Genomic DNA, 18,430 nt, shown 5'->3' with positions numbered 1-18,430 from the left:
TATCTGCTGGGGGGGGGGCGTGAGATAATGGATCGATCTCGCTATCATACGCTCGACGCAATGCGCGGCTTGGCTGCGATCTGGGTGCTGCTGTTGCACACCGGCTGGATCGTAGGCCTTCCACTAGCGGGCGAAGGTTATCTCGCGGTCGATTTCTTTTTTGCGTTAAGTGGCTTTGTCCTTGCTGGAGCCTATGGCGGAAAGCTGCGCAGTCAAATGCGCGTCTCTCAATTTGTCGAGCTGCGGTATATCCGCTTGTACCCGCTGTTTATTGTCGGGCTCGCATTGGGTGCGGTGAAGGGCCTTGGACAAATCATAAAGCGTGATGATCTCGCGCTGACTCCATTGCATTATATCGGAAATATTGCCGCAAATCTCATTATTTTACCGGCGCCTTTTGATGACAGATTTCTGTTCCCATTAAATGCTCCAGCTTGGTCTCTTTTTCTAGAACTTATAATCAACATATTTTTCGCAACTTTTCTGTTCAGGGCACGAGCGAGCTTGCTTCTGTTCATTTGCATGATATCAGCGCCGTGTATCCTGATTGGCGCTTTTCGCTTTGGCAGCGCTATCCCGGGCGGAGAATGGTCCTGGATTGGTCTCGGAGTTGCTCGCGTGAGCTTTTCCTTTTGTGCCGGAATGCTGCTTCATCGGCTTCGCACTGGTCGCGACAAGCAATCAACCTGGTTAACACTTGCCCCTTTGGCCGCACTGCTTTTGGTCCTGACGCCGCAAATCCCCGACGGATTTCGTATAGTATACGACCTTATCATGATCGTCGCGATATTGCCTCTGATCATCTATTTCGGCGCGGCATGGGAAATGCCACTTAGCATTCAGCGCAGCGGCGCGTTTCTAGGGGATATTTCCTACCCATTGTATATTGTTCATTTTCCTATCTTGACCATAGGATGGTTCGTGGCTCGTAGGTTCATGAGCCCGCTTGCCTTCACGATCACGCTGACGCTTATGCTGATTGCTTTAGCATGGATTCTGGCCGTTGCAGATGCGAAAGTTCGTGCTCAGCTGAGCCAATGGCTCAGGCTGCGCCGCTCGGCAAAGCTGCAGACCATTTCGACGTGATGTCTGAATGGCCCCTAGCGTTCTTGACCCCTTCAATCCTAATTTTGAGGAAAGGAAGCGACGATGGAAAAGCCCAATTTCAGCGATGAGTTCAAGCGTGACGCGGTGGTACAGATCACGGAGCGGGGTCACCCGGTAGCGGAGGTTTCGCAGCGTCTCGGCGTCAGCCCGCACTCGCCGTATGCGCGGAAGAAGCAGCTTGCGAAGGTGGCATCGGGCGATGCCAATAAGGACGCCGAGATCCGCCAGTTGAAGCGCGAGTTGGCTCGGGTGACCGAGGAGCGACACATCTTAAAAAAAGCCACCGCGTATTTCGCCAGGGATGCCAAGTGAAATACGCCTTTGTCGCCGAGCATCAGAACCAGTTTGGCGTCCGCGCGATGTGCCGGTGCCTGGCGATCTAGCCCAGCGGTTTCTATGCCTGGCGCAAAGCACCGCTAAGCCGGCGAGCGCAGGTGGATGCTCGGTAGATTGCATTGATCCGGCAGGCCTGGAGCGACAGCGGCAAGATCTATGGGTATCGCAAGTTGCACGACGATCTGCTCGATCAGGGAGAGACCTGTTGTCCCAATCGCATTGCCCGCCTGAGCAACCTGGCAGACATCAAGGCGCAGGTCGGCTACAAGCGGCAGCCAGGTAGTTCGGGAGGAAGGCCTTCGGCCGTTGCTGCCAACACTTTGGATCGCCAGTTCGACGTGCCGGAGGCTATCGCGCCTGGGTGACGGACATCACTTATATCCGCACGATGGAAGGCTTCGCCTATCTGGCGGTCGTGCTCGACCTCTACTCTCTTCGCGTGGCGGGATAGTCGTTGCAAAGCAGTTAGACAACCGATGTGGTTTTGCAGGCCCTGCACATGGCGGTCTGGCAGCGTAAGCTGAAAACCGCGTTCTGATCCATTCGGATCAGGGTTCGCAGTTCACCAGTATAGACTGGTCTGCCTTCACCCGGGCTTACAATCTGGAACACTCAATGAGCCGGCGGGAAAACTGCCACGATAACGCCGTCGCTGAGAGATTCTTCAATCTCCTCAAGCGTGAGTGCATTCGGCGACGCATCTATAAAACGCGCGAAGGAGCCCGGCAGGACGTGTTCGATTACATCGAGATGTTCTACAACCCGATCCGTACGCATGTCAGGAGCGGGATGCTGTCGCCCGTCGATCTCGAACGGCAGCAGGCTTTGATGGCTCAAGGCGTCTAGAAAACTAGGGGATATTCAGCTCAAAATCGAGGACAATGCCCGAAATCGCCGGATACAAACACCGAAAATGGCCAAAGCGCCGCCCTCAGGCGCAACGAAGGCTCCAATGCCACCGCGTCGCGCCTGCTACCCATCAAATCCGACGGTTTTTGCGTGTCTTCAGCTTTCTCAACCTCACCGTCGTTCGCCTATGGCTGAAGTCTTGTGTCAACATGGCCTAGTCTTTTTGGGCTGATACAAGACAGCAAACCAAACTACCATCAAGACCGTCGCGATCCTAGCCAGGCAGGTCATTATGGCCAGATTCGATTTTTTTGTCATCTCCCCAGCGCGTCTAGCTGCGTTGTCCCTGCTTGTGCTAGGGACATTGCTGGTAGCTGCAGTAGGCATCAGTATCTACTTTGCCCGGCTTTTTGAAGTACCTGAGGCGAGTCCGTTACTACCGACAGATCAAGCGTCGCCTGCGAGCTCAACGTCAGCCCCGACCGCCGACCTCCTCCCGCTCGAAACCTTCCTTCCCCAGCAAAAGCTCGACATCACGCCGTCCGACGCCTTCGCCCGAAACGTTGCCCGGCCACTCACAATGCTCAATCCGGCACCGCCCGTCTTTTCGCCGGACTGGCTTTCGCCCAAGGATCTTGCCGCGGCGACAGAGTGCCTTGCCACAGCCCTCTATTATGAAGCGAATGGGGAGCCGACAGCCGGACAGCTAGCGGTTGCGCAGGTCATACTGAACCGCGTTCGCCATCCACGCTATCCCAAAACGGTGTGCGGGGTTGTCTATCAGGGAGCTGACCGCCCGACCGGTTGCCAATTCAGCTTTACGTGCGACGGATCTCTACGTCGAAGGCCCGAGCCGACACGCTGGAAGAAAGTGTATGCCGTGGCCCAGGCGGCGCTGCATGGGATCGTGTCATATCAAGTCGGCCAAGCGACCCATTATCATACGGTGTGGATCGTACCGGTCTGGGCATCAGAACTTGCCAAGGTCGCGATCATCAACAACCACGTTTTTTACCGACCCATAGCGCCCTATGGTGCCTACCCTTTCCTGACCACGCCTGGAAAGCTCGTCGAGGTCGCGCCTGAACCGGACAATAGCGCGTCGAAGCAAGGATTGAGTGCGGCGACCGCTTCATCGGCAAACGACCAGTCCAAAATCCCAGTGCAGACTGCGAGCCCCATCGAAGCCGCGAAACTAAGTGCCTATCCGGCGACGGAAAGTTCGTCCGACACGAAACCCGCTCCCAAACCCACGCCGTCGGCCAATCCCTATTTTAGCCGCCCCAACCGGCGAACAGGGAATTTGGCGATTCCAAACAATTAGAGAGAATGAGTCCGATCGGATTGACCAAAACCGAGTGAATGACGTGCAGATTTTCTTTGACCTGGGCAACTTCGCGGTGCTGAGCCATTTTGTGTCAATACTAATTGGTTAATAAGCTTTTAATTCTTGTGCACCTCGATATATTGCAATGCAACGATTCGGCGATAGCCGTAACGGGGGCAACGCAGATGCAGTTGGCAGAGTTAAACCTCGATTGGGCCGCAAATGCTTCTCCAAAAGCGCAACGCGACTGGTTTCGGCCAGTTGATCTCACGGTAGCGGTGCTGGCGATTTTGTTCTTTGCACCGCTTATGGGCGTGATCACGTTGGCAATTATGGCAACCGGGAAGGGGCCGATCATCTTTGCACATCGTCGGCTCGGACTTGATGGCCGTGAATTTCGTTGCTTCAAGTTTCGTACGATGGTGGTCGATGCTGAGGCTCGCTTGAATGCCTTGCTTGCCAGTGACCCGGCGGCGCGCGCAGAATGGCAAATTGATCATAAGCTGCGGTGCGATCCGCGCATTACGCCGATCGGTTCTTTTCTGCGTCGGACGAGCTTCGATGAACTGCCGCAGCTTTTCAACGTTCTGTTGAATGATATGAGCATCGTCGGTCCGCGACCGATCGTACGCGCCGAAGTGGCGCGCTACGGCCGTTGGTTTGCTGACTATAGCAACGTAAAGCCCGGCATTACGGGTCTTTGGCAGGTGAGCGGTCGCAACAACACGACCTATCGTCGGCGCGTTGCCCTCGACGTTGTCTACTCGCGCCGCCGAACATTGCGCTTGAACAGCAAGATTTTGTTGATGACGCTTCCCGCAGTCCTGACGCAGCGAGGGTCATTTTAGCTCGCATAGCTTACCATTTGCTCGAGCACCAATAAGCTAAAGCGTGCTGTGCATGAGTTATATGGGCTGCTGTGGCAGATAACTCCCTGCGCACTTGTTAGTGGTTTATCATTTGAGACCGCTACACGATCGGATCCCAGCAAGGCCTGTGATATGTCGGAGCGATCGGTGTGAGACAACGGACATATGTTGCGGTCGTTTCGCCTGTTCCTTTGTCGTGGGGGGGGGCTGTCGTCGCAGTCCTTTTGGTGTCGGGAGTCGGTGCGGCGGGCTCTAACTCGGCAGTCATGTCCGCTGCCCTTGTAGTAGCGTCGCTATTGTTTGCTGCGGCTATCCTTGTGGTGGCCAAGATCGACCGACGGACTAGGCATGCTGCCCTTCCGGTTGCCTTGACGGTCGCACTCCTGCTGAGCTGGACCGCTCTTCCGGCAATCGTCGGCGGCGGATTGTGGTCGCCCGCGGTGCCGATTGTCGCAGAAGCCTATGCGCTCGAATATCTTAAGCTTGCATCGGCAGCAGCCCTGTTTTTTGCGGTAGCGTTGATCGGTTTGCAGCGCGGTCTATGTCGCAGCGTTGCCGGTTGGATTGTCTTGTTCAGCGGCGTCCTTTTGATCGTGACCATCGCCGCGTGGCAGTTTGATTTTCTGGGGCTCTGGGGCTTTGCGTCCGATACAGGCTATCATCGTTTCAGCGCGACGATCGGTAATCCGAATGCTGCCGGATGCTTTTACGGCATGATCGCCATCATCTCTGTTGGCTATGCCATGGACCGCGGGATCTTCCGGACTACCAGCGCTCGGCAAGTGGTTGTCATCGGGGGGGCGCTCATGGTCGCAGCCGGAGCCTTCGTCTTTCTCTTGCTGTCGCAGTCACGCTCAGCGTTCCTTTTGACCATGCTCGCCCTTACCATTCTCGTTGTGACGCAGGTCGTAGCTTCGAGAGCTCGTGACAAGATGGGCCTGCGCAGTTGGTCCGTGCTGATCGTTGGGATACTCGCACTCACGCTAACTCTACCGCTCGCGGCTGGTGCCGTGCTTGATCGGCTGTCGACCGCCGATTCGGACGGAATCGGGCGGTGGCTGGTTTGGCGTCATTACAGCGCGCTCGCTTGGAACGCCCCTGCCTACGGCTATGGCCTCGGGTCATTTTTTGAGTTCAACCAGCGACATCTCGATGCCAGCAGCGCTCTGGATTTCTGGAACTTCGGCGCAGCGCATAACGCCGCGCTGCAATTTACCCTCGAAGCAGGATGGCCAGCGCTCGGCTTGTTAGTGTTCGCGGGCACTCTGGTGACGATCAGAACCGTGCCTGCCTTGATCATCCATGCCGACACTTTGGGGATCGCCATAGTCCTCGCAATTTGCCTCGCGATCGGCTGCTCTTGCGTCGATATTGCATTGAATGTGCCGGGCATTGCCGCGTTCACCGCAGGCTTGGCCGGGCTGTGTTGGGGCCGTTCGCTGCGCTTTCGGACGTCAGATCAGCGCGATAACGGTCTAGCGAGCCTGAGCTGAAAGCTGACAGCGGCCGGCGAATCGCCCAGCAGGGCTTCGATCTCGGGCCTGAGGTTTCCATCATATCGGACCATCCACACAGCTTCGTCCACAACAGCGCTTCGCGTGTGCGACGTAAGCGATCGCCAGCACAAGGTCGCAAACGCGATACGCCATTTGGCCTCACGTCGCAAAAAGCCCCCATTGGCGTAACTCGCTTGAAAGGCCTGGATTGCAGGCGGCGTGATTGTCCCGCTCTGCGCCACTAGCAACCGCGCCCTAAGAATATTGCCGATCGGCCAATCCGGACGAGCGACGCGAACGCGCTTTACGAGATCAATGGCCTCGCCAAGATAGAGCTTGCGAAGCCCATTTTCCGTCGTGTGGCTGGCACCCTCGATCGCGAGTTCCGCCAGTGCCGCAGCCGCCTGGCTCGACAGCTGGGCGGGCGGCGTATCGAAATACCGCTCCAAAATCTCGCCACGCGCGGTTGGTGATGTGGCATCGAAGACTGCAACGATCTCTTGCGTTTTCCAGGCATCAAGCAGGACGAGGATCGCGGGAGGTAACGCAGCGAGGCAAACTGCACAGCCGATCAGCGGTGCCAAGCAACTGCCCAATCCCGCATGTCGACTTGCGTGCCTATTGCTCATAATAACTACTGTACCGCGACGAATAATATAGTGCGCCCATCGCTTCAGATCGTGAGTCGACCATTGTCAGTACCACACCGAGGACGGACGCACCGTCTTGTTCAAGGCCCGCAAGGGCGGCGTCGATCGCCGGAATCGGTGTGGAATTCCATTTGACCGTCAGTACTACGGTATCGGCGAGCAGCGCCAAAGTCCGCGCATCCGCCACGCCGAGCAAGGGCGGTGTGTCGAGAATGATGTAATCGTATTTTGTGCGCAGGGTGCTGAGCAAATTCCGCATAGCGTCGCTATTGAAAACGTCGATCGGGGTGAAGGTCGGCTTGAGCACCGGCATCACATCGAGCTCCGGGATCATATCGGCCCCGATTGCTTGATCGAACGTGCCGTCGCCCGACAGAACCTCGATCAAGCCGATCGCTGTTTCAACGCCGGTTTCCCGCAGGATGCTGGACCGGCGAATATCGCAGTCGATCAGTAAAACGCGCTCGCCACTCAACGCCATGACCCGCGCCAGAGAGAGCGCGCTGGTCGTTTTCCCCTCTGCGGGGAGCGTGGAGCTAATCGCGATGATCTTACGGTCGGTGGTGCGCGAGCTGCGGACGGCATTACGAATCGTCCGAAACGCTTCGGAATAAGCCGAAACGGGTTTGGCGCTAAGCGTACCGGCCGGCGAACAGGTCTTGCCGTCGCGGTCTTTACGCTGCCGGCGCGTCAACTGCTGGACGGCGGTGATGAATTTTACGTCGAGCATCGTCTCGACATCTTCCGGCTTGCGAACGGTCGCCTGAACGCCATCGACGATCAGCACAATGGCAAAGCCCAGCACGAGACCGACGAGCAATCCTGCGGCAACCATTGCCGGACGGTTGGGATAACTTGGTTGCGACATCACCACGGCGCGCTCCAGCACCCGCGCTTGCGGCTCGTTGCTGCGCTGCGCTTGCGACGATTGTTGGACTGAGGTTGCCAGGCGGGTGTAAGCCGCACGCGCCGCCTCAGCCTCGCGCTGCAACGCTTCGGCCTTGACCGAAGCCTGATTATTGCTGCCGATCGTTCCCTTCAGAACGGCAAGCTGCGAGCGGAGGCTGGCCGCCTGGGCATCGGCTGCGTCGGCAGCACTCCGCAGTCCATCGACGATCCGCTTCTGCTCCTGACGAATTTGGCGATCGAGCGCTTCGATTTTTTGGTTACTCTGAATAACATCAGGATGTTTCGGACCATAGCGCGCATTCAGCTCGGCACGTCGGGATTCCGCTTCCGTTCGCTGGCGGCGGAGATCCGCAATCACCGACGATGACAACACAGCAGAGATGGCATCAGTGCCACCGGACGACATTTGACGCTGTGCCGCAAGCACTTGGGACCGCGCCGCCGCTGCTTGTGACTCTGCCGTTGCAAGCTGCATCGACAACGGGCCGATCTGCTGTTCGTTAATTGTTCCATTGGCACCGCCCTGCACGATGCCGACGCGGGCGCGATACTCAGCGACCTCGGCCTCCTTCGCCTGGACGTCAGCGCCAAGGCGTTGCAGTGCCTCTTGCCCGGTCGAGGATTGGCGTGCTGCGGTGCTCATCTGCACATCTGCCGTGTTGTCGATATAGGCTGCGGCGACTGCATTGGCGATGTTAGCCGATTTCAGCGCATTCAGGGTCCGCACCTTGATCGTCAGCACCAAGCTCTTGTCTTGTTGCTCGACCGAAACGCGCGCCATCAAGGCCGATGTCGCGACTTCAATGGCACGCGCTTGTGCGAGTTCGGGACTGAGGCGCAGACTCGGCTTCGCGACACCAACAAATTCGGGATCGCCTTGTAGATTAAGCACCCTCACTACACGCCGGGCGACATCGCGAGATTCGATCGTCGCGATTTCGGTATTGAGCGATGCTTGGTCGAGTGGGCCGTTCTTGGTGGCGTCCTCGTAATCGAGCGGCGATTGGCGCGCCGGCGTTATGCGGATCCGCGAGATGGCATCGTATTTTGGCGTAATCAGCAACGCCGCCACGAAAGCGCCTCCGGTCGTCAAAATGATAACGGCGACCAACAATTTCCAGCGGCGGCTGAGCGTTTCCCCAAGCGCAGTCAGCGTTACCGGTTTTTGGCCGATATGTCGTGTCTGGTCGAAGCGACTCGTGCCTCTGGCATCCGCAGTGCGGGGAAAGGCGTCCATCAAATGCGTTCTTTCAACCGAATAGTGTTATCTTTGAACGGCGACAGAAACCATGATGCGGGTCTCACCATAGCCGGTCCCTGCCAGTAAATCGCGAGCGGAGCGCGAATCATGCGCTATGGTGAAACCAAGGCCAAGTTCACGGGTAAGAATATACTTCGCTCCCCCGCTGGTCCGAAAAATATCGAGCGATGCACGTATGCCCTCATATAAATCTTTCTCATACCCGACCTGTGCGTTGAGAAGAAGATTGCGGAGCACCTCATGATCCACGCGCAATGCCACACTATTGTTAATAAAGCCGCCCGAATTGGCTAAGGAGGCATCCTGGATGATCCTGCGACCTGTCAGGCCAACCGTGGTCAATGCACTCAAGAAATATTCCAGGCGAACTTCGCCGCTCACTCCACTGATGTCGGGATAAAGCGGGGAGTCGTAGTTACGGCGCATATAGCCGATGCCGACGGCACCGCGTACTTTGGTCGATACGTCGAATGTCGCACCGACCAGTCCACGAATAGTTTTCGAATCGCGATTGGCGACACCCGGCAGCAACTGCTGCGAATAGCCGGTCCGCTCATAACTACCGCTTGCAAAAACCGACGTATCGGGGCTGATCGCATATTCGATCCGAAGCGTGCCGTTGTTTGTTTGGGAGTTACGATTTTTCTGGTCAATCACCGTGTTGGCAAACGTACGCACGTTGTCGAACGACAAAGCACTGAAGTTGTACGCGAGCTGCGCTTTCAGGCGGCTCGGCGCGTAGGATGCGGTGAGGCCCGCGGTGGTTTGTTGATATTGCGACGCCTCTGCGGCCGACACAGCAGTGGGATAGGCACCGGACGTCGGAGGCTCGACAGCCCGTCGAGTGCGCGCCGCCGCCGATAGAGCTAGCGTACCGCCCACATCATATCGACCTGTAGCACCGACGGTCCATCCATCCTGGTTCCGCCGCGTCTGCCTGAAATAGCGCCGCACACTATACCCGGCATCGACGCCGAAGTCGTTGCGGTTCCAATTGCTTTTGAGCTGTGCCGAAGGACTGAGATCGACATACCCGTCAGCCGTCTTCGTACCCGGTGTGGCGTAAACGTTATCGCTATAGCCGACGCCGCCCTCGACGCGCGGCAACAGGATGAAGCCGCCGATCGGGATGCCGATTGCCGAATATTCCGGCCGTGGCCGCTCAAGCACCGCGATATTACGCCCACGATCATATTCCAGCGGGAGATCAGGGGTGACGAAATTGGCGCCGACGTTCTGCGCATGAACGATGCACGGCACCAAAAGCCACCCGAAAATAGGCACCGCAGCGTACAAAGAGGTCTTGGGGGGCCTTCCTGCGGGTCTCGTCATTTTGTTACCCCCCCCGCCTCAGCGATTATGGCCGAACGTAGTTAGAAGTACCGCCGCCCAAGCTGAGCGCCGTTCCCTGCGTCACGACGGTCTGCGCGGCAAGTGCCGCTGTACCCGTGTTTTGAACCCGTGAAAGAACCGCGGTGAGATTTTTCAGTGCAGCCTTTACCGCAGCTTTCAGTTTTGAATTAGCCGAAACACTGCCCAGTGCAGCCTTGATCGTTGCAGCATCCGGCTGGGCCTGATCGATGACGAATGACAATCGCGCCTCGATATCTTGGCTCGTGCTATTTGCTGGCATTGCTGCGATCGTGTCAGCGATCAATTTGACCAGGACGGCAACCTTCTCGTCACTTGTCAGAGCGGGCACCACAGGTGTTGTCGATACGACAGCAGGCTGAATCGTCTGCCCGATAGCCACTACGGGCGACGCTGCTGCTAACACATATACAGCGAATGAACTGACTTTGCTAACGCGTGAGGATCGCATCTCGAACTCCCAAGCCGACACCGTTAAAATCTCACAAAAATTGTCTTTTCGCAACTGCGAAGGAAAATTGAGATTTTTATATATATCTTGGCTTGGTATAATTTTGCTAGCCGTAAGAGCAGGCGCACCCTCCGCTCAGGAGAGCGCCATAATAGAGATGTTCAAAAATAGCGCTCGCCAATGCGTATCGTATCGCCAGCTCGAACTTTGAGGTCAGGCGTCAGCTTCTGGCGAATCGATTCGGTTTCGCCAGCATGCTTGATAAACACTTTTTTCTTGTCGGCGCGGTACGTAAAGCCTCCGGCAGTAGCGGCGGCGTTTTCTACGGTAAGACCGGCAGAGAATGGATATTCGCCCGGTTTATTGACCTCGCCGAAAATATAAAATGGGCGAAAGGTGAGAATATCGATGCTGACGCGGGGTTCACGGACGTAGCCATCCATCAGTTTTGTGCGAATCTCCTGGGTGACCTCGGTCGGCGTCATATTTTCGGCCCGCACATCGCCGATCAGTGGCAGCGAAAGCGAACCATTGGCGTTGACGAGAAATTCGCCTGAGAGGGTTGGTTCATCGAACACAATGATGCGAACCTTGTCGGCGACACCAAGCTTATAATCCTCATTGTACGAAGAACTGGATGGGGCGACCGCAGTCTCCGGTACCGCTTGGGTCGGGGCCGTCTTCGTCGCACCGACAGTTGGTGACTGCGCTGCGGCAGGCACGCCTGTCCACACCCAAAGATTCAAAGTAGCAGCAAGGAGAAATCGTGACGTCATTTGCTCATTGCACTCAAATTGCTATGTCAAACGCTACTGGATTGCGCAGGCGCTGGCAACAAACAGTCGTTGATCCCGTTTGTTACAATCGCGATGGGGCGCATTGTGAGATCGGAACAAGTCGAATCACCATCGGATAATGATCCGACCCGATATCGGGCCCGCGCATCACTGCCGACACCGCCCATCCCTTGCCTGCCAGCAGGTGGTCGAGCGGGAACAGGGGTGTGTTCAGCCATCCTCGTGCCGACGGACTGGGCCAGGTCGGCAGCGCCAAGGTGCGGCGCGCCAAGCCTGTGTCGCGTTCAAGCCACCCGAGTTCGAACATCCACGGCGGTAGGTTGAGATCGCCAGCCAGGATCGCGCGCGTACTCCGGCCGCGCAGGAAATCGGCCAGTTGGCGGCGCTCCCCCGCTCGCCCGGCCATCGGCCACGGGTGGTTCAGATGCACGCCCACAATATCATAAGCCCCGCATGTGCCTGCCAGGCGAATCCAAGCTGCAGATAACGCGCTTTTGTTTTCAGGATCGCCATGCGCCAAACCGCCGCTGGCGATGGGCTTGATGCGCGACAGCACCGCTGTGGAACATCGGTGCGCGCCGCTGCAATCCTGCTGATATGGGTAGAACTGCTTCAATCGCGCCGGGATGCCGCCCCGCTGCCAGTCGATTTCGGCCAGCACGACGACGTCGGGCGATTGTTGCGCGATCCATCTTGCTGCCCGTTCCGGCGTGGCATTGTTTTTCCAGGCGTTGAAAATAACGACTTTGAGGCCGTTCTGCTCAACGCCTGCGGGGCGAGGCAAGCGGGGGAGCCAGTCGGGCAAGACCGTCACGGCGAACGCACAGAAGAGGCACAATGCCGGGACCGCCAACCATCCGCGCGACCGCCCCGCCGCAAGCGCGGTCGCGCCGACGATCATGATGAGCCCCACAACCTGCCATAGCGGTGCCACGAGATTGATCGCGTCGGCATAGGGCGACACCACGCCAATCATCGAGCAGATCGCGATCAAACCGACCAACCAAGTGCCTGTTACGAAAATAGATTCCAATAGCCTCGAACGTGGCAGAGGAGCGTTCTCGTTGCCGTCATAGCTCCGAATTGGCTCGAATGATTGAGAATTTTCCATCAAGGAGAGGACGCTCTTATGCTCAAGGCTGCGCCCATCGTTTCGGGTTCGCAGTCAGCTCTTACAGCATCGATCGGCACGAACGAATGCGTTATGCGTTTGTCAACCATGACGATCCTATACGGTGCTCGACGAGGGGGCGGCTTGAAATGATTTACGGAAATCGGACATTGCCAGGCATTGGCAGGCAATTGCACTATCACCCCAGCGCGTTTGTGCTTCGCCCCTATTGCCGTGTCATTGACCGACGCAGGCGGATATCATTCGCTGACCGGAAAAAATCTGCACATTTCGACGAACCCACCCGCTTCAGAGGTGGCTCGAGGAACTTGAACAGCGGGGTATAAGTGGATTGCCGATCTTTTGAGCGGCCATACTGGCCGCAAGGAGAAGGCAAGATGAGCAAACGACCTCGGCGGAACCGCAGCCCTAGTCGATGACACGCTGTGAGTGGCAGCGAAGAAGCGCCAGCACACCCAGCGCATCGCGCCTTTTGAGGACGGTCAACGTGGCAAGCCGCGGATCGATGAGCGGCGGCGCGGAACAAGGGAACGTGCGCCAACCGTGTGAACATTCGCCGCGATGTGCTCGAGCAGCGCGTCCTCACGACCCTGCACACTCATCTCATGGACCCGGCGCTCTTTTCAGAACTTTGCGACGAGTTCCCGCGTGAGTTCAATTCGATGAAAGACGGGGGGGCACGTCACTCGCGACTCGAGCGTAAGCCCCAGAAAAACGGCACAAAAAAACCGCCTCGGGCGGACCTGAGACGGTTTGGTGTATGTGGGTTTGGTTGCGGGGACCTGCACTGAACGGTGTGCCACTTCCGCAGTCATCGAGATCTAGAGGCATGGCGCTGCGGAACTATCTGCCTCTCGGTTAGCGACCCGCCATGGACTGCCTCAACTTCGCCTGCCGCGGCGGCGATCGACAGAGATGATGCGACTATGGTCGACCCACCCCTGCCCGGCGCCGCTCGCACGCCGTTGTCGCCGGGATAGGCTTTGCATCCATAATGGAAGGCCTTCCCGCCGTTGGCACCGCCCCACCGCTTGACCATCGGGCCACCAAGGACAGGTTTTTCCCGGCTCTGCGCTGCCGCCGCCCTTTTTGCTTTCCCGGCTTTTCGCAATCGTGGCTGAAGCAGGCTTTTGGATCATCCGATTAGCCGGCGTGTATATAGGCGTTGTCCCCTCCTGGGACCGCATGGCGGTCCGCGCTGGGACCAGACGGTAATTGGAAACGCCCTTTAGTGTGTCGGCAAACCATGGCTGGCATGAGGACGACAATGATTATTGGCTGCGCCTCGATTATCTTTTGGTTTTTGAAGGAGAAGCGGAAGCTGCTCCACCAGCTGGATCGATTGTCGAGTTCCGCATGGCAGATACCGTGGGGGCTATTCCAGAAGGCTCTTTAGCGTCTGCCACGGTATCGGCCAATCATCCAACGCGATATGATTTTGACACAATCGCACCGAAACCCATCGTAGAGTTGATTATCTGGGAGCCCCACCTCTGCCTCGACTAACAGCCGTCGCCTACGGTGCTCAATGTCTAACTCGATCGATTTAGCGATGTTCAGAAAACGACCGTTTGATGCACACCGCCGGCAGCGGCTCGAAACTGTAGATAGCAGAGCTAATTGGCACCATGCTGTCAGCGGCAGATGGCACTGCCAGGCGACGACTTTGATGCAAAACCCAAAAATTTTGCATCAACGTCGTAGCACCAAGCAGCCGGTTGGCTGGCCGTCAGCGATTGGGCGGATGTGTGCTTTCGCCGGCGCAATATTCTTTAACCTCTGCCTCGGTGAGGCTACGCCGCAATAGCGAAAGTGGCTGCTTCATCGGGGGCGAAAAAGCCGTGATATTCGAAGGTTTGTTCGGAGGACGTCATCATCGCATTCGCGTCAGCCGAGTTGAGCATGGCGAGCGTCGAGGATCGATTGGTTACAATCCGCCAATCGAGGGCTCCCACCGGCGGACCTTTAATGGCCTGCTTAAGCGCAACGAGCAATGTGGCAGGCGCCGGTGTATGAATCGCGAAACCCTCATTGGCAAAAGCAGCCTCGGCGACGCCTAGCAGGACGCAAACGGTTTCCTTAGTTACGGTATCTTCTAAGCCAGCATTGCGCGCGGCATCAATTAATAGGCGTGTTTCGCGGTCAACGGGCGCGTTGTTAACTGCAAAGACCGGCTGATCGGAGAACCATGCCTCTGGCGGACATGATTTGCCCGCCGGACCGATGGCGGCAAAGGGATTTACCTCAGCCGGGTATATACGACACACCCTTGGTCGATCCTCATAGCCGCCACACCGCATGTCCGCGAGTAGATAAGGACAAGCTCCCGAAAAAGCGCCCACAAACGTCATGCGTATACGGACCGGAAGCGTACCGCTGCTGGCGGCGAAGCTGCGTTGCCAGTCATAATTGTCACGCTGCGTTTGGTGTTGCCCGTCCGGATAGACGGAAGCCTCGCATAGTAATTGCACGTCACCGCCGCGGGTCAACCACGTAATCGCCTCGTTTGCGGACATCGGCAATTTCAGATTGTGGCAGCAACGGCCGCACATGGTGCAATCGAAGTGAATCGTCATCAGCGAAAATTCCACGCAACGGGGGGAGCACTTCCCGCCGATCTCGCCAAACTGAACAAGTATGGCAAACAAACTATAAGCATTGCGGTAGACCGGTTTGATGCAAAACGCACAAGTTTTGCATCAGATGAAAAACCGTACGAAACCGGGCACTTCCGCGATGCATAAATCCGATGCACATTGGGGGCATGATTTATGGCGACGCACGTGTCTCATCTACTGGCCAGGATTTGGCGCAGCAGCTCGCTCAGCTAGACGCGGCGGGCTGTACGAAGATCTATCGCGAGAAGGTCAGTGCCGCGACGGCCGAGCGGCCCCAGCTCAAGCGCGCGATCGGCGCGCTCGATGCCGGCGATGTGTTGATGGTGACGTCCACCGATCGCCTTGCCCGCGACACCCGTGACCTGTTGAACATCCTCTATGCGGTGAAGGAAGCCGGTGCCGGCTTCCGCTCGATCGCGGAGCCGATGGTGGATACCACCTCTCAGTTCGCCGAAGTCATCATTGCCGTGCCGGGGGTCGCAGCGAGTTATGAGCGCCATCGTATCACCGAACGCACGGCTGCCGGCACGGTCCAGGCCAAGGCCCGTGGCGTAAAATTCGGCCGCCGCGCTGCCCTTACCCCTCACCAGCAGTCCGAGGCCCTGCAGCGCCTTGCAGCCGGCGACACGCAACGCACTGTCGCCGCATTGTTGGGTGTGAGCCGAGCTACGATATCGCGGATCGCAATTCCTACTGTGCAGCGGACCACGGGAGCGCTTTCACCAAGTACATAAGCATGGAGCCAAGATGCGCTTGATGCGGGAAACCGAGCCGATCACGATCCAGGCTATGCCTACGAGATCGGAAAACGCCTGTTTTAAGCGGGCCAAAGAAAAGGCCGCCGGTCCAGAGGGACCAGCGGCTAAAGGCGAGCGGGATAGTATGGGGGGGAATACCGCCCGGCGGATTTCGCAAAGCTAATACGATCTAACGGCAGCGGGGTTCCAACGATCACGGGATCACGACACGAAAGTAGGTTTTACGTACGCTAGGCGCGAACGGCTGCTGGACGGCCGGGCCTGGTGGCAAGCGGAGGTTAATCACTAATCGGCCCATCGGCGACGTATCGGATCGTAACCGATCCTCTCGGCCTTCCATTGCCTCCAAATCGTCGGGTCGTTTGACCTTCAAGTTCCTTGGTATGTGCAGTGACCAACAGGTCTGTCGCTGATGTCCACACAAGCTGCGGTCTCGGAGGGTTTATTGCGCCGCCAGCTTCGATTGGCCCTTCAAAGAACCGGCCGTTGTCGCCGGCCTCTGCCGGCTGCGCGTCAATACGCAGGCTGAATTGCTGACTTTCCCCGAGGTTGAAGTCGTCCCCGATCAGCGTCGCTTGATACGGCGATGATGGTTCGGGAGCATATCGCCAGCGCTCCTGACCGTGTTGAGGTGAGCAACCGAAAAGGCACAACAGTAAGAGAAGATAACGCACCCTACATTCCTCACAAGGTGGGCGATCTAGCCGAAGCGCGAACGGCCGCAAAGGGCGCTTCCTGTCGTCGTGAAAGCGAACCCTTTCGCAACAGCCGGAACGGCAGAAAGCGACCAAATTGTAGGCGTTCGGGCAATTCCAATCGGCCGCGTCTCTATGCCCCGCAATGGAGTAATCATCGGTTATCTGATAAATCGAATCTATGACGATTCAACCGAATTTCATCCCATCGCTGATGACCGATCATCCTGCTACGCGCACCTGGGGACTTTATAGCCCTTTAGAAGATAGATGGCTCGACGTGATTTTCACGACAGAGCGTGAGGCGGAAGAGGCTTACCAGGTGATTAAGTACCTGCCTGTGCAAGCGAATAAAGCAGGCTCGCGGTTTTATTAGAATTTTATACGGCCCTTTTTTTAGAGCTGCCTGTCCGCTCTCCGCTAAGCCCTGACATCCGCGATCGGCCCGCGCATCGGATCTCTGCATTACCGCAATGCCGAGCTTTCGGCCGTTTCAAGCGTGATGCAAAACTTGTGAGTTTTGCATCAGATCCGCCACAGCCGCAGGTGCTGGGCTACCGTCTCAGGCGGTGCAGCCATATAGATTATGTAGGCCGCATGATTGCGATCAGCGCCATGAGCGTAACCACGGCAATTGGCAGCGCACGCCAGACCGTCAGTAGAATGAAGCCGACAGCGGCGACGGTGAAATCATACGGGCTTACTACCGCGCTGATCCAGACCGGACTGTAAAGCGCTGCGCCAAGAATGCCGACCACCGCCGCGTTGACGCCACGTAGCGCGACCTGGGCCTCGGCACGGGCGCGCATGGCCTCCCAGAATGGCAGCGCGCCTATCAGGATCAGGACGCCGGGAAGAAAGACACCGACCAGGGCTATGGCTGCGCCGACCATATCGTGCGGTGCAGGGCCGACCACCGCGCCCACATAAGCAGCGAAGCTGAACAGCGGCCCCGGCACGGCCTGCGCCACTCCGTAACCCGCAAGGAACGTCGCATCGGCGGTCCAGCCCGGCCCGACCACAGCGGTGTGCAGCAATGGCAGCACGACATGGCCACCCCCGAACACCAGCGCACCGGACCGATAGAAAGCGTCGAACAGAGCCAATCCTTGTGACCCCGACGCCGGAGCGAGCATCAGCAGACCGATGAGCAGGAGTATGAAGGCTGCCAGACAGGCGATGCCGACTTTGCGTGAAACCGCGAACAGTAAAGGCGCAGCCGATAGAGGCGCCGGGGTGCGGCACAGCCAGAGCCTGCCAAGTGCGCCCAAACCGATCGCGGCGATTTGTCCCCATGCGCCGCCAAGTAGCGTCACCACGGCAAGGGCGACCAACGCCAGTCCTGCGCGGGGCTGATCCGGGGTGAGCGTGCGCGCCATGCCCCATATCGCCTGCGCGACGATCGCGACTGCGACGAGCTTGAGGCTATGAATGAGAGCGAGACCAATCGGTCTGCCAAAACTCGACGCGCCATAGGCGAACAGGAGCATCAGGACCGCCGACGGAAGTGTGAAACCCGCCCAGGCTGCAAGTGCGCCCAAAGGCCCCGCCCGCTTTAGTCCTAGCGCGAACCCGACCTGGCTTGAGGCAGGGCCAGGCAGAAATTGGCAGAGTGCGACCAGATCGGCATAGCCCGCTTCGTCGATCCAGTGACGCCGCACCACGAACGCTTCCCGGAAATAACCGAGATGCGCGATCGGCCCGCCGATTGATGTCAGCCCGAGCTTGAGGAACACGGCGAACACTTCGCTGACCTTGCCCCGATCGGCGCCAGCGATGTTTTGCTCGTTCGTCATAGAGTGCG

The 18,430-nt window shown here is 57.7% G+C and carries 15 protein-coding genes and 1 pseudogene; 8 read left to right on the top strand and 8 right to left on the bottom strand.

Going from position 1 to position 18,430, the window contains the following annotated elements:
- Positions 1–27: 27 nt before the first annotated feature.
- The 5 genes and pseudogenes from H4W01_RS07020 to H4W01_RS07000 all read left to right on the top strand — a co-directional run bounded on the left by H4W01_RS07020 (position 28) and on the right by H4W01_RS07000 (position 5,981).
- Entirely contained in the window at positions 28–1,086 is a 1,059-nt protein-coding gene (locus H4W01_RS07020) for an acyltransferase family protein (protein ID WP_209610438.1), read from the top strand.
- Between the two features lie 63 nt (positions 1,087–1,149).
- Positions 1,150–2,289 (top strand): annotated as a pseudogene (locus H4W01_RS07015) (IS3 family transposase).
- 295 nt (positions 2,290–2,584) lie between these two features.
- Positions 2,585–3,616, top strand: a complete 1,032-nt coding sequence (locus H4W01_RS07010) for a cell wall hydrolase (RefSeq protein WP_209610437.1) — start codon at positions 2,585–2,587, stop codon at positions 3,614–3,616.
- A gap of 188 nt (positions 3,617–3,804) precedes the next feature.
- Entirely contained in the window at positions 3,805–4,467 is a 663-nt protein-coding gene (locus tag H4W01_RS07005; protein ID WP_209610436.1) for a sugar transferase, read from the top strand.
- A gap of 341 nt (positions 4,468–4,808) precedes the next feature.
- The gene (locus H4W01_RS07000) at positions 4,809–5,981 is read left to right on the top strand and encodes an O-antigen ligase family protein (protein ID WP_209610435.1); all 1,173 of its coding nucleotides are present in this window, start codon (positions 4,809–4,811) and stop codon (positions 5,979–5,981) included.
- Here H4W01_RS07000 and H4W01_RS06995 read toward each other — a convergent pair.
- The 6 genes from H4W01_RS06995 to H4W01_RS06970 all read right to left on the bottom strand — a co-directional run bounded on the left by H4W01_RS06995 (position 5,948) and on the right by H4W01_RS06970 (position 12,426).
- Positions 5,948–6,568, bottom strand: coding sequence for a hypothetical protein (locus H4W01_RS06995; protein ID WP_209610434.1), 621 nt, complete (start codon positions 6,566–6,568; stop codon positions 5,948–5,950). The genes H4W01_RS07000 and H4W01_RS06995 overlap by 34 nt on opposite strands.
- Positions 6,569–6,602: 34 nt before the next feature.
- Positions 6,603–8,780, bottom strand: coding sequence for a GumC family protein (locus H4W01_RS06990; protein WP_209610433.1), 2,178 nt, complete (start codon positions 8,778–8,780; stop codon positions 6,603–6,605).
- A 27-nt stretch (positions 8,781–8,807) separates the two neighbouring features.
- Positions 8,808–10,136: an outer membrane beta-barrel protein gene (locus H4W01_RS06985; RefSeq protein WP_209610432.1), complete on the bottom strand. Its 1,329-nt coding sequence runs from the start codon at positions 10,134–10,136 to the stop codon at positions 8,808–8,810.
- Between the two features lie 25 nt (positions 10,137–10,161).
- Positions 10,162–10,557, bottom strand: a complete 396-nt coding sequence (locus tag H4W01_RS06980) for a hypothetical protein (protein WP_209610431.1) — start codon at positions 10,555–10,557, stop codon at positions 10,162–10,164.
- A gap of 230 nt (positions 10,558–10,787) precedes the next feature.
- Positions 10,788–11,402 carry a polysaccharide biosynthesis/export family protein gene (locus H4W01_RS06975; RefSeq protein WP_209610430.1) on the bottom strand — a complete coding sequence of 205 codons (615 nt, stop codon included), beginning with the start codon at positions 11,400–11,402 and terminating at the stop codon, positions 10,788–10,790.
- 82 nt (positions 11,403–11,484) lie between these two features.
- Positions 11,485–12,426, bottom strand: a complete 942-nt coding sequence (locus tag H4W01_RS06970) for an endonuclease/exonuclease/phosphatase family protein (protein WP_209610429.1) — start codon at positions 12,424–12,426, stop codon at positions 11,485–11,487.
- 1,344 nt (positions 12,427–13,770) lie between these two features.
- Here H4W01_RS06970 and H4W01_RS06965 point away from each other — a divergent pair.
- Entirely contained in the window at positions 13,771–14,061 is a 291-nt protein-coding gene (locus H4W01_RS06965; protein ID WP_209610428.1) for a hypothetical protein, read from the top strand.
- Between the two features lie 287 nt (positions 14,062–14,348).
- On the opposite strand, the gene H4W01_RS06960 is transcribed toward H4W01_RS06965, so the two are convergent.
- The gene (locus H4W01_RS06960) at positions 14,349–15,131 is read right to left on the bottom strand and encodes a YkgJ family cysteine cluster protein (RefSeq protein WP_209610427.1); all 783 of its coding nucleotides are present in this window, start codon (positions 15,129–15,131) and stop codon (positions 14,349–14,351) included.
- Between the two features lie 188 nt (positions 15,132–15,319).
- Here H4W01_RS06960 and H4W01_RS06955 point away from each other — a divergent pair, with 188 nt between their 5' ends.
- Positions 15,320–15,907 carry a recombinase family protein gene (locus H4W01_RS06955; RefSeq protein ID WP_209610426.1) on the top strand — a complete coding sequence of 196 codons (588 nt, stop codon included), beginning with the start codon at positions 15,320–15,322 and terminating at the stop codon, positions 15,905–15,907.
- 900 nt (positions 15,908–16,807) lie between these two features.
- Positions 16,808–17,002 carry a hypothetical protein gene (locus H4W01_RS06950; protein WP_209610425.1) on the top strand — a complete coding sequence of 65 codons (195 nt, stop codon included), beginning with the start codon at positions 16,808–16,810 and terminating at the stop codon, positions 17,000–17,002.
- A gap of 208 nt (positions 17,003–17,210) precedes the next feature.
- Here H4W01_RS06950 and chrA read toward each other — a convergent pair whose 3' ends face one another.
- On the bottom strand, positions 17,211–18,422 hold the full coding sequence (chrA, locus tag H4W01_RS06945) for a chromate efflux transporter (RefSeq protein WP_209610424.1): 1,212 nt from the start codon (positions 18,420–18,422) through the stop codon (positions 17,211–17,213).
- Positions 18,423–18,430 lie beyond the last annotated feature (8 nt).

It is taken from the genome of Sphingomonas sp. PL20 (genome assembly GCF_017875905.1).
Taxonomy (GTDB): domain Bacteria; phylum Pseudomonadota; class Alphaproteobacteria; order Sphingomonadales; family Sphingomonadaceae; genus Sphingomonas; species Sphingomonas echinoides.
This window is presented reverse-complemented; position numbering and strand designations above follow the sequence as displayed.